This window comes from Chitinimonas naiadis, from assembly GCF_054780835.1.
In genome coordinates, this window is record NZ_BAAGVO010000004.1 from 649,073 (window position 1) to 662,180 (window position 13,108).

Below are 13,108 nucleotides of genomic sequence, written 5' to 3' on the forward strand. Positions count from 1 at the left end.
CGCCATCAAGGGAAACGATAGCTGATGGTCGCCATGCCCGTGGTCTGGCCGCGTTGCTGGGTGATCGGGCTGGCCGCGGCATCACCGCGCAGGCGGGCATGGGTCAGGCTGCCGGTGACTGACCAGTCGGGGTCGAAGGTATAGTTCACGATCAGGTTGGCCCGGTACTCCCGCAAGCCACTCCCCACCTCGTGGACCGGCAGGCCAGACTGCGCATGCTGCGCAGCATCGACACCGAAGAAGGTCCGCATATAGCGGCCATTCCCCCAGGTCAGGCCCGGGCCGGCACTGAATAGCCAGTCCCCGAGCGGCAGGCTGAAATACACATCGGTATTGGAGAGCAGCCCCTGGCGCTCACCGCCGATATCCTGGGTCACGTCCGTCAGCACGGTGAGGAAGGACCAGGAATACTGCGCGAAAGCGCGGGCCCGGGCCGTGGCATGTACGTCGCCCAGCCCCAGCAGGCGTGCATCGTCCTTGCTGCGGCGCTCGGTCGGGTCCAGTTGCAGATCCAGCCCGAGCTGCCAGGTATCGTCATTACGCAGATAGCCGCCGAGCACATCGAAGCCGGTGGAGAACCAGCGCTTCTGGTAGCTGATGTCCTGGTATACCCAGGGCATGGTCGATGTGCTGCGGGAACCCGGGTACTTTGGGGTCTGGTAGAGCGCGGGGCCGACACTGACGGACCAGTCGTCCTGCGTGACAACATCTGCCGCCCAGAGTGGTGAACACAACGCGGAACAGCAGGCCGCGAGCAGGCAGAAGGATCGCAGTCTCCGCCGCCCCTGGAGACCAAGGGAAATGGAGCGCGGCGGGCAAAGTGGCTGGGACATGATGTGGATACCGGGAGTGGATAGATCGGGCCAGCATCCGACTGAACCGGCGCCAGCCCGCATATTCCCGAGCATCATAGCCCCACCCTGCCACCCCTGCTACCGGGCGGACATCAGGCTGACCCGTTGTTTTTCAGCCCCAGCACATCGATGCGATCTATCGTTGGTGGTCCGGTGAACAGTTCCGGTGCCTTGGCCATCAGGGCCTGGGCGATAGGCCCGGCAAGATGCGCCTCGCGGCCGGCTTCGTCGCGAAAGGCATCGAATACGCCAAATACGCTGGGCCCAAGGCGTAGCGCAAACCAGATGGGTGTGCCGGCCTCCTGATTGGCAAGCGCAAGGCCAAGCTCCAGAAAGCCGGCGACTTCGGCTTCCTTGCCGGGCTTGGCTTCAAAGCGGGCGAACAGGGCAAATTTGATCATGGTGTGTCTCCTGGGCTACATCGTGGATGGTGGTCTTCACCGCCGATCGGGTGATGGCGGCACTTTACGGCGACACCGTTTGCGCAGATATTGGCAACATTGACATCTTTGATATCAAAATTGCCATGCATATCCAGGTGCTTGCCCTCGACGGTGTATTCGATACCGGCCTCGCCACCGTGCTCGATGCCTTTGGCACGGCCAATGAACTGGCAGAAGCCCTGGGAGTGACCTCGCTGCGTTTCGAGGTTTCGGTCGTTGGCGTACGCAAGCGGGTGCGTAGCGCGCAGGGCTGGGGCATTACCGCCGAGCCGGCAGGAGAAAAACAAGCAGACTGGTTGATCGTGCCGGCCATCGGCACCAAGATGCCTGGCCCCCTGCAGGCCGCGCTGATAAGGCCCGATGTGTGCGATGCCGCTGCCCTGTTGCGCGAACGTGGGCGGCGCGGTGGCAAGACCGCCGCGGCGTGTATCGGGACCTTTATCCTGGCGGAATCCGGCTTGCTCGATGGCCAGGTCGCCACCACGACCTGGTGGCTGGCCCCGCTGTTCCGGCAACGCTACCCTTCCGTGCAGCTCAATGAATCCCGCATGCTGGTGCATTCGGGCCAGTTGGTCACCGCCGGGGCGGCGCTCAGCCATATCGACATGGCCTTGTGGCTGATCAGGCAAGCCAGCCCGGAGCTCGCCGCGATGACAGCGCGCTATCTGATCGTCGACAACCGTCCCGCGCAATCGTCCTATGTGATCAATGACCATCTGGCCCACGCCGACCCGATGGTCGAACGATTCGAGCAGTGGGCACGGAGCCGGCTCTCGGCGGGGTTTTCACTGGAGGACGCCGCCCGTGAACTGGCGACCAGCAAGCGGACGCTGGCACGACGGCTGCACGAGGTGCTGGGCAAGACACCGATGGCCTACTTCCAGGACCTGCAGGTTGAACGGGCCGTGCACCTGCTGAAGACCAGCAACGACAGCGTGGAGCAGATCGCCACCGCCGTCGGCTATGCCGACGGTGTCAGCCTGCGGGCACTGCTGCGCCGCAAACTGGGCCAGGGCGTACGCAGCATCCGGGCCGACAGCTAGACGCGGATATCCACCAGATTACGCAGGCCGCCAATCGGTGCCGATCCTTGCGTACTCGCCGTCACGCCATCGGTCAGACCATTCGTTTGTTCCAGGCTGGAGAGCTGGCTGCGCAGACCGGAAATCTGTTGGTTGAGCTCGCTCTGCTGCTTGAGTTTTTCGGTGGTTGGTGTCGTCGTGCACCCTGCCACGTCGGCGCATTGCTGCTGGAGTATGCCCACCCGTCGTTCAATGGCGGACTGTTGACCTCCGCCGCTGCTGGCGAGGCCCGCCAGGGTGGAAAAAGAAGCACTGGCTGCACTGATGCTGCTCATGAAAAGCCCCTTGACCTGAGTTGTGCTACTTGGTCGAGCCATTCGGCGGCGTCTTACAGTGCCTTCGTAGAAAATGTCGCATTACAACCCGCTCGTCCGCCGGCCCTTGAGAGCCCGTAACGCCGCATTCAGGGACAGACCACCCAGCCCTAGTGCCAGCCCCAGCAATACCAGCAATTGCAGATGTGCGTGCACGAAGGGGATATTGCCCAGATAGAAGCCTGCGAGCAGAAGCCCCCCTACCCACAGTGCCGATCCCAGCAGGCTGGACAGAGCAAAGTGCCTAAAAGGCATGCCGGCGGCACCGCCCAACAGTGGCGCGAAAGTGCGGACAACGGCCACATAGAGCGAAAACAGGAAGGTGAGCCCACCGTAGCGGGCATAGAAACGCTGGGCCTGGGACAGGGCATGCGGGTCCAGCCAACGATAATTACGTTCATGCAATTTCCTGCCTAACCATCGGCCAAGACCGTAGCTGGTCATGCTACCCAGCCAGGCTGCCAACAGCAGCAAGGGGAACAGCAGCCATAGCTGGATGAGATGGGTCGCGCAGAAGGCCCCACAGATGAACAACAGTGGGTCGCCCGGCAGGAAAAACAGCGGTGGCAGACCGATCTCGCAGTAGACGATGGCAAACAGCAGCAGATAGACCAATGTGCCGTACTGGGCAACAGCAGCGCCCACGCCTTGATCAGCGTGCAGTATCAATTGCCAGATCGGTGCCCAGTCCACGGCCAGCTCCGCGCTGATTGCCAGAATCCACAGTGTAGGCGCATTTGTACCAAGACGGTTTACTGGTAAGCAGATCGCATGGGCGTATATTATTACATTTGTTCAAATGCAATAATCGAGCTTGCCAGCATGCAGGATATCTACGAAGCCATACGCCGCCATCGTCTGCATGATCCCGCTTCCTGGTTGGAGCGGCTGGTTGTCTGGAGCGCTGCAGCCGGCGTGGGGCTTGTGGTGGTGCTGTTCGCACGGTTAAGTGAATGGGCAGGGAATAGCTTCAATGCCTTGCAGGCCCAGTGGTACTGGGCTCCCCTGTTACTGACCCCTTTGGGCGGCATGCTGGTGTTAGGCCTGCTGCGATGGGGCTTTCAAGGAGCAGAAGGAAGCGGCATCCCACAGACCATCGCTGCCTTGCAGGCCGGTGGCGACGAGGCGCTGACAGGGCGCTTCGTCTCCCTGCGCATCGCATTGGGCAAAGTCGGGCTTGGCATCATGGCGGTCGGTGCCGGCTTCTCGACCGGCCGGGAAGGTCCATCTGTCCAGGTCGGAGCCAGTCTGATGTATGCGGTACGAGGATTGCTGCCACAGAGTTCAGTGATCGAATATCGGCATCTACTGGTCGCCGGCGGTGCGGCTGGTATCGCCGGCGCCTTCAATACGCCTTTGGCGGGTATCGTATTCGCGATCGAGGAACTCTCGCGCCGTTACGAGCAGGGTACCAATGGCATCCTGCTGACGGCCATCGTGCTGGCCGGCATGATGTCCATCTCCCTGCAGGGCAACTACCTGTACTTTGGGCACTTCACGGTGCCGGCTATTGACCATCGCATCATCCTGCCAGTCCTCTTCTGCGCCCTGATCTGCGGGATTGCTGGCGGTCTGTTCAGCCGAGCATTGCTATGGAGCAGCCAGAGCCTGGGCTGGTTAGGGCGATGGCGACAAACCTATCCCATCCGCTTTGCCGGACTGTGCGGCTTGCTGGTAGCGCTGCTGGGCCTGCTTACACATGGCGCCGTACACGGTTCGGGCTATAGCACGACGCAGGCCATGTTGCAGGATCCAGCCGGGGTCTCAGTCATCTATGCGCCCGCCAAGTTGCTGGCTACCCTGCTCTCCTATTTCAGCGGCGTTCCTGGCGGGATCTTTGCACCCAGCCTTGCGGTGGGTGCTGGCATCGCCCATGACCTGCTGCCCCTGATCGGCAACGATGTGGCGGCTGCCAGTATCTACGCACTCTGCATGGCGGGTTTCCTGGCCGCGGTGACGCAATCACCCATCACCGCCTGCATTATCGTGATGGAGATGATCGATGGCCACGAGATGGTCCTGAGCCTGATGGCCGTCACCCTAATCGGATCACTGATCGCCAAACTGTTCAGCCCCGCGCTCTACCACACGCTGGCACACAGGCAACTGGAACAGGCCTTGGCGGCCGAGTCGGCACGAAAAAAAGCAGCGTCCTCGGACGCTGCTTGAAATTGCTCTGATCGCTGGTGGCAGAGCCACCGTTCACGTCAACTACCTTACACCTGGCTATACATTTAAACAAATGTATTAATGAGCGCTTATCCAGCTGCGACGCCCGCTGCTGCCAACGGCACCGATCAACGAAGCAGTACCAGCGGCGTCAGGACAGGCGGCTCCGCCAGCAGATCGGCAAACCGGGGGCCGGCGGCTCTCAGGGCCGGGGCTTGCGCATGCACATCCAGCGCCGCCTGATCGGCCCAGACCTCATAGAACACGAACTCCCCTGGACGGCCGGGATTGGCATGCAGGCTGTACTGGATGCAGCCCGGCTCCTCCACAACCTGTTGCACCAGGGCAAGCAGCACATCGCGCAAGGCGGATTCCTGCCCGGCGCGGGCACGCAGTACAGCGGTAAGACGAACGTGGGTATCTGGGGCTTGGGTCATCACAGGACATTCCCGGTCAGTTGGCAGAAAAGTGGACGTCGGCTTCAGCCTGTAACAGCCGAAGCGCGATCCGGATCAGACCTCAGAAGCCCGACAACACATGCTTGCCGATGGCCGTGCCACTCTCGGCCAGCGCATGCAGGCGCTTGAGGTTGGCGGCATTGATCGGACTGGCCAGTTCGGTCAGGGTCGTGCGCAGTACGCCGGCATCGACCAGGTCAGCCACGCTATTGAGCAAATGATGCTGGGCGATCTGATCCGCCGTCTGGTAGAGCGAGCGGGTGAACATCAGTTCCCAGGCAACCGTCACACTCTTGCGCTTGAAGGGCACGATATCGAGCGTTGCAGGATCATCGATCAGGGCCAGATGGCCTTGCGGTGCAATCAGCTCAAGGATGGCCGGCAGATGCTGGTCGGTGGCGGTCAGGCTGGCGACGTACTCGACCTGCGGAATGCCCAGCGCACGCAAGGCTTCCGGCATGGACTGGCGGTGGTCGATCACGTGGTGGGCGCCCATGGACTTGACCCATTCGACGCTCGCCGGCCGGGAGGCGGTGGCGATGACCGTGAGGCCGGTCAGCCGGCGGGCCAGCTGGATCAGGATGGAGCCCACGCCGCCAGCACCATTGATGACCAGCAGGCTCCCTTTATGGTTCTTGTCGCCATAAGGTACGCCCAGCCGCTCGAACAGCAGCTCCCAGGCGGTGATGGACGTCAACGGCAAAGCCGCTGCCTCGGCAAACGACAAGGAAGCAGGCTTGCGCCCCACCAGGCGCTCATCCACCACATGCAGCTCACTATTCGCGCCCGGACGATCCAGCGCGCCGGCATAGTAGACCTCATCACCGACCTTGAACTCAGTCACGGCCGAACCCACGGCCTGCACCACACCCGCGGCGTCCCAGCCCAGTACCTTGGCCTGTCCGGCTGGCGGCGTGACCCCGCCGCGTATCTTGTAGTCGACCGGGTTGATGGAGACCGCCTCCACCTTGACCAACAGGTCGTGTGCACCAGGGACTGGCGCCGGCAGATCGATATCCAGCAGCGACTCGGCTGCGGTAATGGCTTGCGGGGTGTAGTAGGCAATCGCTTTCATGGTATGGCTCCGAGATATATGCAGCACCTTGCTGCAACCTTGGATCGCACAATACGGACTTGCCATCCAAAAGAAAAACGAATAGTTTTAATAGCAATCAGCAAAAATTCTACTGGATAAGCAAGATGCCCATTCCTGACCTGGAACTCGACCTCCTGCGTGCCTTTGTCGCCGTTGCCGAAAGCGGCAGCATGACTGCAGGCGCCGCCTTGATTGGCCGTACCCAATCAGCCGTCAGCCAGAAAATGCTGCGGCTTGAAGAGATTGTAGGCCGGCGGCTGCTTGATCGCGCCGGCCGTAGCCTGAGCCTGACCGGCGACGGTGAGCGCCTGCTGGTCGCTGCGCGACGCATGCTGGAATTCAATGACGAAACCGTCCGGCAGTTTGTGGACCCACCCGCAGCCGGTACCTTGCGGCTGGGGGTGGCGGAGGACTTCATCCCGCACCAGTTGCCCCGGCTGCTGGCGCGCTTTGCCCGCAATTACCCGCATATTCGCCTGGAGCTGACCACCGGCATGAGCTGTGACCTGATGGGCAAGCTCGATGACGACCTGCTGGATCTCGCCATTGCCAAGCGCGATGGCGAACAGCAACGCGGCCGGGTGATCTGGCAGGAGCCGCTGGTGTGGATTGCCGCCGAAGGCACCGACCTGGACCCCGGCCAACCGGTACCGCTGGTGCTGCTGCCTGCCCCCTGCAGCTATCGCGGCATAGCACTGGATGCACTGGCCAGCGTGGAACGGCAAAGCGTGATCGCCTGTACGGCCAGCAGCCTGATGGGTGTACAGGCGGCCGTCGCCGGCGGACTGGGCGTCACCCTCCTGGGCCGCTCCTTCGTCCAGGATGGCTTGCGGGTACTGGACCCGCACGACGGCTGGCCGACCTTGCCCACGACCGAGATCGTCCTGCTGGGCGAGGATCGGGCTCGTCCCCACCTGACCAAGCCATTGCTGGGATTCCTGACCGAGAGCCTGTCATCCTCGCGGCTGGCGGTACACTAGGATCAGCTAGCGTGCCTTGCCCTGGTGCGGTGTCAGTTCCGACACATACACATCGTGGCTCAGCTTGTCGAACAGGCAGAGCGCCTGACCGCGCCGACCCTTCATGTGGGCTTGAGGATAGGTGCCCTCGATCAGCAAGGCGCTGTACCCTACCCGGTCATCGAACTCGACAGGCTGGCTGACAACTCTGGCCTGCTTGAAGCCACTGGCCTTCACGCAACCCGCCACGACTTGCCGGTTATGGTCGGACCAGGACTGGCTACTGGAGGCATAGGCGTGCATACCCGCCAGCCAGAGCGGCAGCAAGGTGGCAGCGCGGATAAATGACGACAGGTGGGGCATGGCGCATCCTCGGCATGGGCGATATCGCCCGAATCGGTAGACAGCGCAAGCAGGCTAGCGCGGCGCAACCCAACGGCGGCTGAACACCGGCCAGAAAATCCCGGCTTGCCCCCCCACTGCGCATGCCGGCGCTCGGGTATCGTACGGGTCCGCTTGGCAGGCGCGCTCCGGGCGCTGCCCGCAGTTACCGCAAGGAACAGGTAAGGCATGTTGTTCAGTTTACGCAGCCGGCTGGCCGAGGTCGGCCGGCCCTTTATCCAGTTGATGATCAGTGATGTCCTGATGCAGACCGCGACCATGGTGGGCTACGTCGCCCTGCCGTGGTGGATAGCGCACGCTGCTGGCGCCCATGATCTGGCCCGCTATGGCGTGGTCATGGGCATCGTCGCCGTCATCGCCACGCCCTTGCTCTCCCCCTTTGGCGATCGCTACGAGAAACGCCTGCTGATCGCCCTCGGCCTGGGTGTGCTGGTGCTTGAGGGCATTGCGGTGGCAATACTGAGCAGCCTGGGCATCTATCACATCGGCGGGCTGATCGGCCTGGGCTCACTGGCGGTCATGGCCAACGCCCTGATCGGGCCAACCACCACCAGCATCGCACTGGAACTGGTGTCCGCCAGCAAGCTCTCGACCGCGATGAGCCTGCAGAAGAGCGCTCAGTCACTCGGCCGGCTGATCGGCCCCGCCCTCCGCGGCCTGACGCTGGCGGCATTCAGCATCACCGCGGCACTGTGGCTGCATGTTGCCCTGCTGGCCGCTGCCACATTGCTCGCTTTTTACCTGCCCCGCCTGCCTGTTGCAGGTAGCGGTGGGGGCGGCCTGGCACGCTGGTGGCGAGAACTGCGTGCGGGCGTCGCCGCCAACTGGGCCATCCCCATCGAGCGGGTCTGGACCATGGCCAACTTTGCGAACTGGCTGTTTACCGGCCCGGCCGTGGGCATGCTGGTGCCGCTGAAGATCAAGTCGCTCGGCCTGTCGGGCTGGTGGCTGGGCTGCTGCGAAGCTGCCATATCGCTCGGCATGCTGATCGGTGCATTCGGCCTGTCCAACTGGCTGATAGAACGGTATGGCCGCTATCGCACCCGTATCGGTGCGGCTGTCGTGCAAGGATTGGCGCTGGCCATCGCCGGCTATATCGATACGCCCCTGCTGATCGTGGTCGCGTTCTGGCTGGTCGGTGCCGCCAACTCGGCCCTGGTCCTGGTCGGCATGACCCATCGCATGCTGGCGCGACCGGAAGCCTTTCGCGCCCGCATGACAGCCGCCAGCATTACCGCCGGCCAGGTCGCCGGTAGCCTGGGACCCGCGCTGGCCGGCATCGCCCTGCTGCACTGGCAGTTGGAGACGGTCTATCTGAGTTTTGGCGTCATGTCGGCCTTTACGGCCAGCGCCCTGATCCTGGTGCCGGGCTTCAAGCACTTCATGTCGCTGGACCATGAGGGGGTAAAGAACTGGTACGGGCGGCAATATCCGACGGTATTCCAGGAGCCGAAGCCCGCTTCGTCAAGCAGGGCTCAGGAAGCCTGAACGCAAGTCCCACCCAAAACGAAACACGGCACCCTCGGGCGCCGTGTCGCTTTCTTCCGTCGTATCTGATCGCTTAGCCATGGCGGGCACCATCGGCCTGGGCCAGTTGGGTGGTTTGCTGGGTAGCCTCGGTCCGGGCGGCTTGGGTTTCACCAATCAGCGCAACAGCGAAGAAGGCAGCCAGACCGACAACCAGGGTGGCTTCGAACAGTTCGTTGAGGCGGCTCATGATGTTTTCCTCTTGGTTCTCAGTTGGCTGCGACACCGTTGTCGCTTGCAGTGAGGTCACTATGCAATAAGCCCGCGGCACAAAAGAGAGGGTTGAGACCAATTGCAGGAACAGGGGCATGAAATGTACCTTGCGCCGATAAAACACACCTACGTGGCGCAAGACGGGCTTCGTGCCAACTTCAGTTAGGATAAGCACCCCAGGCACTTGCTACTCAAGGCACCTGGGTTCATATAACTTTTAAAGAGACGGGTTTCATGCGGGATCGATCAACGATTATCAGAACCATCATCATTGCATTGGCCTGCGTTCTCGCCATCGCTTGTACAACCGCTTTCAGCACGCTCGGCGTGGAAAAGATGTCCATGCCTTCTTCATCCATGGAGCCCACCATCAAACGGGGCACCATCATGACGATCAATAAATGGGGCTTTTATAACTACCGCCTACTGGGCAAGTTCCCCATCCTGGAAAACCAGCAACCACCCGTCTCCGCCGGAGACATGGTCGTGTTCTATTTCCCTAAAGATACGAGCGTAAACTATGTAAAACGCGTGGTCGGACTACCTGGCGACAAACTGAGCTACAAGAACAAGATCCTGACGATCAATGGCAAGCCTGCCACCCGACTGGACCAGTCAGCCCCGGCTCCCTCGGCATTGCTGAAGGTGAGGGAAGCGCTTGGAAAGAATAACTATCAGATCAACATCCAGGTGGATTCACCGGTCGTGAATCTGTCGGTCGTCGAACAATTTCCCCACTCGGATACCTGCCAGTACCGAGAGGACGGTTTTGATTGCACGGTGCCCGCGCAGCACTACTTCGTCCTGGGCGATAACCGCGACAACAGCAATGACAGCCGATACTGGGGCTATGTGCCCGCTACGTATCTGATTGGAAAAGTCAGCCTTTGATATCGGACTAGCCGCATGCAAATGCGGCTTTCTCGATCTCTCTGCCCCAAACGAAACACGGCGCCCTCAGGCGCCGTGTCGCTTTCTTCCGTCGTATCTGATCGCTTAGCCACGGCGTGCACCATCGGCTTGGGCCAGTTGGGTGGTTTGCTGGTTAGCCTGGGTCCGGGCGGCTTGGGTTTCACCAATCAGCGCAACCGCGAAGAAGGCAGCCAGACCGACAACCAGGGTGGCTTCGAACAGTTCGTTGATGCGGCTCATGATGTTTTCCTCTTGGTTTTCAGTTGGCTGCGACACCGTTGTCGCTTGCAGTGAGGTCACTATGCAATAAGCCCGCGGCACAAGAGAGAGGGTTGAGACCAATTGCCGGGATCGGGGGGTGAATCGCCACCGCGGCCGATGGGCAGCACAGCCAGTATCGGTTGCATGGGCCTGCCACGAGGCAGGCAGCCATCTCTTTCCTGCTCCATCGTTGATCAATTATGGAGTTTGCCTATCGGATAACTGCCATCTAGGCTGGGGTCGCCCAAGGGCGCGTGCGCCAAGGGCAAAACATAATCACAAATGCGAGACCACGAGGAAAACATGCCTACCGAACCCACCGTATATCCCAAGCTACATCGATGGCTCCAGACGCTGCTGCGTAATGTGCTGCTGGTATTTGGCCTGACGCTGTTCCCGTCGCTATGGGCGCAGACGCTGCAGGCCGATACCCAAGGCCGGATCGACTATGCCAGCTTCACGCCCAAGACCATGTATGACCTGGCGCGGGAGCGGCGGGAGAACTGGGCGCCGCAACCGGTCTGGGCCTACCTGAGCCTGCCCAAGGACGCCCACCAGCCCGTGCCCGCCATGGTCCTCATGCATGGCAGCGCCGGTATTGAAGACAGCATGGCGCAATGGGTTGCCACCTTTAACGAGATGGGTATCGCGACGTTCGTGGTGAGCAGTTTCGAGCCGCGTGGCGTGACGCGGACCGTCGAGGACCAGAGCCTGGTGCCACCGGCCGCCACCCTGATGGATGGCTTGCTGGCGCTGCAAGTGCTTTCGACCCATCCCGGTATCGATGCCAAGCGGATCGGCATCATGGGTTTCTCACGCGGTGGGACGGTTGCCTTCCGGACAGCGATTGAGCCCTTGCGCAAAGCCGTTCTGAAGTCCGAGTTGAAATTTGCCCTGCACATTCCGGTCTATTCCGGCTGTAACCAGGTCTACTGGTCGCCTCAGGTCAGCAAGGCGTCGATCATCAATCTGGTAGGCGAAGCAGACGACTATACGACGGCCGCCGCTTGCGAGCAGCTGGCGCGGCGCTACGCCAGCGCGGGCGCCAATATACGCACTATCCGCTATGCAAACGCCAACCACTCTTGGGATGGCACCTATCCGGTGCACTATCTGCCCAATGCCACTACCGACACACCGTGTGGGACCGTACGTTGGGATATTGAGAGCTGGAAGATCACTGCCGAACGTACCGCCAGTCTGCTCGACCCAGCCAAGCTGGACCAGTTTTTCAAGGGTTGCGTCAAGCTAGGAGCTCATGTCGGCCGTAACGAACAGGCCTATCTGCAATCGCGCCGCGATGTACAGGCGCTGGTTCGCGAGATCTTCTTGCTAGGCGGACACTGAGCCCGACCGAGCAGCTCGTCGGCATCGCAACGGGCAACAAGCAGCACGGCAATGAAACACGGCGCCCTCGGGCGCCGTGTCGCATTCTTCGGTACTGCTGCCGGATTTAGCCATGGCGGGCACCATCGGCCTGCGCCAGTTGGGCGGCTACCTGGGTGGTCTCTGCCTTGGGCGGGACCTCGCCGATCAGGGCAACGGCGAAGAAAGCGGCCAAACCGACAACCAGGGTGGCTTCGAACAGTTCGTTGATGCGGGTCATGATATTTCCTCTCTGATTTCAGTGGGTTGCGACATCCGTTGTCGCTTGCAGTGAGGTCATCATGCAATACCCGACCCGGCAATGAGAGCGACTTGAGACCAACTGCGCAATGCAAGGGATGAATGACGTCGTATGAGGATGATTTGCAGACCCCTTTATCATCAGGGTCTTGCAGGCTGGCTCGCTGCCCTTATATTCATGCCCTAGGTGCAGGTCCTTTTTCCCGATAAGGATGTCCCATGTCCCAATACCAGCTCGCCCAGTTGAACATTGCCCAGCTCAAGGCCCCCATGGACTCGCCCTTCATGGCGGATTTCGTGGCCAACCTTGACCGTATCAACACGCTGGCAGAGCAGTCGCCGGGTTTTGTCTGGCGACTCAAGGATGAGAGTGGGGACGCCACCGCGCTGCGCCCTTTCGAGGAAGACATCATCGTCAACATGTCGGTCTGGACCGATGTCGCCGCCCTGTCCAACTATGCGTTCAAATCCGCCCATGTAGAGATCATGCGCCGGCGACGCGAATGGTTCGATCGCATGGCAGAAGCCTATGCCGTGCTGTGGTGGATACCCGCGGGCCATATCCCGACGGCGACGGAGGCCAAGGAAAGGCTAGAACACCTGAAACGGCATGGCGCCAGCCCTTACGCCTTCAGCTTCAAGGACGCCTATCCGACCCCCGATGCCCCAACACCGCAGCAAGCCAGGGATGAGAGCGAAGCCTGCCCGGCGGACTGAGCACCGCGCTCGCGACCACTATCCAAAATGAAACACGGCGCCCTCGGGCGCCGTGTCGCTTTCTTCCGTCGTATC

The 13,108-nt window shown here is 61.4% G+C and carries 17 protein-coding genes; 7 read left to right on the forward strand and 10 right to left on the reverse strand.

All coding sequences use genetic code 11. The features are described from left to right. Positions 1-5: 5 nt before the first annotated feature. Both ACYVHK_RS08985 and ACYVHK_RS08990 read right to left on the reverse strand, forming a co-directional pair. A complete protein-coding gene (locus ACYVHK_RS08985; protein WP_460530129.1) occupies positions 6-911 on the reverse strand; it encodes a MipA/OmpV family protein in 906 nt (301 codons plus the stop codon). Positions 912-946: 35 nt separating this feature from the next. Beyond that, the gene (locus ACYVHK_RS08990) at positions 947-1,255 is read right to left on the reverse strand and encodes a putative quinol monooxygenase (RefSeq protein ID WP_460530132.1); all 309 of its coding nucleotides are present in this window, start codon (positions 1,253-1,255) and stop codon (positions 947-949) included. Positions 1,256-1,380: 125 nt separating this feature from the next. Between ACYVHK_RS08990 and ACYVHK_RS08995 the strand changes: the two genes are divergently transcribed. After that, complete coding sequence (locus ACYVHK_RS08995) at positions 1,381-2,340, forward strand: GlxA family transcriptional regulator (RefSeq protein WP_460530135.1); 960 nt, start codon at positions 1,381-1,383, stop codon at positions 2,338-2,340. Here the strand turns inward: ACYVHK_RS08995 and ACYVHK_RS09000 are convergent. Both ACYVHK_RS09000 and ACYVHK_RS09005 read right to left on the reverse strand, forming a co-directional pair. Then, a complete protein-coding gene (locus tag ACYVHK_RS09000; protein ID WP_460530138.1) occupies positions 2,337-2,654 on the reverse strand; it encodes a hypothetical protein in 318 nt (105 codons plus the stop codon). The two genes, ACYVHK_RS08995 and ACYVHK_RS09000, sit on opposite strands and share 4 nt — an antisense overlap. 81 nt (positions 2,655-2,735) lie before the next feature. Beyond that, positions 2,736-3,386, reverse strand: a complete 651-nt coding sequence (locus ACYVHK_RS09005) for an SNARE-associated domain-containing protein (protein WP_460530141.1) — start codon at positions 3,384-3,386, stop codon at positions 2,736-2,738. A gap of 129 nt (positions 3,387-3,515) precedes the next feature. Between ACYVHK_RS09005 and ACYVHK_RS09010 the strand changes: the two genes are divergently transcribed. Next, positions 3,516-4,862, forward strand: a complete 1,347-nt coding sequence (locus ACYVHK_RS09010; protein ID WP_460530144.1) for a chloride channel protein — start codon at positions 3,516-3,518, stop codon at positions 4,860-4,862. 128 nt (positions 4,863-4,990) lie between these two features. Here ACYVHK_RS09010 and ACYVHK_RS09015 read toward each other — a convergent pair whose 3' ends face one another. Then, a complete protein-coding gene (locus ACYVHK_RS09015) occupies positions 4,991-5,299 on the reverse strand; it encodes a putative quinol monooxygenase (protein ID WP_460530147.1) in 309 nt (102 codons plus the stop codon). 82 nt (positions 5,300-5,381) lie between these two features. Beyond that, positions 5,382-6,395 (reverse strand): zinc-binding alcohol dehydrogenase family protein, encoded by a 1,014-nt coding sequence (locus tag ACYVHK_RS09020; protein WP_460530150.1) that lies wholly within the window; start codon positions 6,393-6,395, stop codon positions 5,382-5,384. Between the two features lie 125 nt (positions 6,396-6,520). Here ACYVHK_RS09020 and ACYVHK_RS09025 point away from each other — a divergent pair, with 125 nt between their 5' ends. Beyond that, entirely contained in the window at positions 6,521-7,396 is an 876-nt protein-coding gene (locus ACYVHK_RS09025) for a LysR family transcription regulator (RefSeq protein ID WP_460530153.1), read from the forward strand. A 6-nt stretch (positions 7,397-7,402) separates the two neighbouring features. Here the strand turns inward: ACYVHK_RS09025 and ACYVHK_RS09030 are convergent, their stop codons facing one another. Further along, positions 7,403-7,738 (reverse strand): hypothetical protein, encoded by a 336-nt coding sequence (locus ACYVHK_RS09030; RefSeq protein WP_460530156.1) that lies wholly within the window; start codon positions 7,736-7,738, stop codon positions 7,403-7,405. Positions 7,739-7,945: 207 nt separating this feature from the next. Between ACYVHK_RS09030 and ACYVHK_RS09035 the strand changes: the two genes are divergently transcribed. Further along, entirely contained in the window at positions 7,946-9,265 is a 1,320-nt protein-coding gene (locus ACYVHK_RS09035; protein WP_460530159.1) for an MFS transporter, read from the forward strand. A 73-nt stretch (positions 9,266-9,338) separates the two neighbouring features. On the opposite strand, the gene ACYVHK_RS09040 is transcribed toward ACYVHK_RS09035, so the two are convergent. Beyond that, a complete protein-coding gene (locus tag ACYVHK_RS09040) occupies positions 9,339-9,494 on the reverse strand; it encodes a hypothetical protein (protein ID WP_460530162.1) in 156 nt (51 codons plus the stop codon). A 257-nt stretch (positions 9,495-9,751) separates the two neighbouring features. Between ACYVHK_RS09040 and lepB the strand changes: the two genes are divergently transcribed. After that, positions 9,752-10,408, forward strand: coding sequence for a signal peptidase I (gene lepB, locus ACYVHK_RS09045; protein ID WP_460530165.1), 657 nt, complete (start codon positions 9,752-9,754; stop codon positions 10,406-10,408). 105 nt (positions 10,409-10,513) lie between these two features. Here lepB and ACYVHK_RS09050 read toward each other — a convergent pair whose 3' ends face one another. Beyond that, the gene (locus ACYVHK_RS09050; RefSeq protein ID WP_460530168.1) at positions 10,514-10,669 is read right to left on the reverse strand and encodes a hypothetical protein; all 156 of its coding nucleotides are present in this window, start codon (positions 10,667-10,669) and stop codon (positions 10,514-10,516) included. Between the two features lie 324 nt (positions 10,670-10,993). Here ACYVHK_RS09050 and ACYVHK_RS09055 point away from each other — a divergent pair, with 324 nt between their 5' ends. Next, the gene (locus tag ACYVHK_RS09055; protein WP_460530171.1) at positions 10,994-12,037 is read left to right on the forward strand and encodes a dienelactone hydrolase family protein; all 1,044 of its coding nucleotides are present in this window, start codon (positions 10,994-10,996) and stop codon (positions 12,035-12,037) included. A gap of 106 nt (positions 12,038-12,143) precedes the next feature. On the opposite strand, the gene ACYVHK_RS09060 is transcribed toward ACYVHK_RS09055, so the two are convergent. Then, positions 12,144-12,296: a hypothetical protein gene (locus ACYVHK_RS09060; protein ID WP_460530174.1), complete on the reverse strand. Its 153-nt coding sequence runs from the start codon at positions 12,294-12,296 to the stop codon at positions 12,144-12,146. Positions 12,297-12,535: 239 nt separating this feature from the next. Between ACYVHK_RS09060 and ACYVHK_RS09065 the strand changes: the two genes are divergently transcribed. Continuing rightward, a complete protein-coding gene (locus tag ACYVHK_RS09065; RefSeq protein ID WP_460530177.1) occupies positions 12,536-13,033 on the forward strand; it encodes a DUF3291 domain-containing protein in 498 nt (165 codons plus the stop codon). Positions 13,034-13,108: the final 75 nt, after the last annotated feature.

Excerpts from the sequence above, each read along its gene's own strand:
- ACYVHK_RS08985 (WP_460530129.1), bottom strand. The coding sequence starts at position 911 with ATGATGCTCGGGAATATGCGGGCTGGCGCCGGTTCAGTCGGATGCTGG.
- ACYVHK_RS08990 (WP_460530132.1), bottom strand. The coding sequence starts at position 1,255 with ATGATCAAATTTGCCCTGTTCGCCCGCTTTGAAGCCAAGCCCGGCAAG.
- ACYVHK_RS08995 (WP_460530135.1), top strand. The coding sequence starts at position 1,381 with ATGCATATCCAGGTGCTTGCCCTCGACGGTGTATTCGATACCGGCCTC.
- ACYVHK_RS09000 (WP_460530138.1), bottom strand. The coding sequence starts at position 2,654 with ATGAGCAGCATCAGTGCAGCCAGTGCTTCTTTTTCCACCCTGGCGGGC.
- ACYVHK_RS09010 (WP_460530144.1), top strand. The coding sequence starts at position 3,516 with ATGCAGGATATCTACGAAGCCATACGCCGCCATCGTCTGCATGATCCC.
- ACYVHK_RS09015 (WP_460530147.1), bottom strand. The coding sequence starts at position 5,299 with ATGACCCAAGCCCCAGATACCCACGTTCGTCTTACCGCTGTACTGCGT.
- ACYVHK_RS09020 (WP_460530150.1), bottom strand. The coding sequence starts at position 6,395 with ATGAAAGCGATTGCCTACTACACCCCGCAAGCCATTACCGCAGCCGAG.
- ACYVHK_RS09025 (WP_460530153.1), top strand. The coding sequence starts at position 6,521 with ATGCCCATTCCTGACCTGGAACTCGACCTCCTGCGTGCCTTTGTCGCC.
- ACYVHK_RS09030 (WP_460530156.1), bottom strand. The coding sequence starts at position 7,738 with ATGCCCCACCTGTCGTCATTTATCCGCGCTGCCACCTTGCTGCCGCTC.
- ACYVHK_RS09035 (WP_460530159.1), top strand. The coding sequence starts at position 7,946 with ATGTTGTTCAGTTTACGCAGCCGGCTGGCCGAGGTCGGCCGGCCCTTT.
- ACYVHK_RS09040 (WP_460530162.1), bottom strand. The coding sequence starts at position 9,494 with ATGAGCCGCCTCAACGAACTGTTCGAAGCCACCCTGGTTGTCGGTCTG.
- lepB (WP_460530165.1), top strand. The coding sequence starts at position 9,752 with ATGCGGGATCGATCAACGATTATCAGAACCATCATCATTGCATTGGCC.
- ACYVHK_RS09050 (WP_460530168.1), bottom strand. The coding sequence starts at position 10,669 with ATGAGCCGCATCAACGAACTGTTCGAAGCCACCCTGGTTGTCGGTCTG.
- ACYVHK_RS09055 (WP_460530171.1), top strand. The coding sequence starts at position 10,994 with ATGCCTACCGAACCCACCGTATATCCCAAGCTACATCGATGGCTCCAG.
- ACYVHK_RS09060 (WP_460530174.1), bottom strand. The coding sequence starts at position 12,296 with ATGACCCGCATCAACGAACTGTTCGAAGCCACCCTGGTTGTCGGTTTG.
- ACYVHK_RS09065 (WP_460530177.1), top strand. The coding sequence starts at position 12,536 with ATGTCCCAATACCAGCTCGCCCAGTTGAACATTGCCCAGCTCAAGGCC.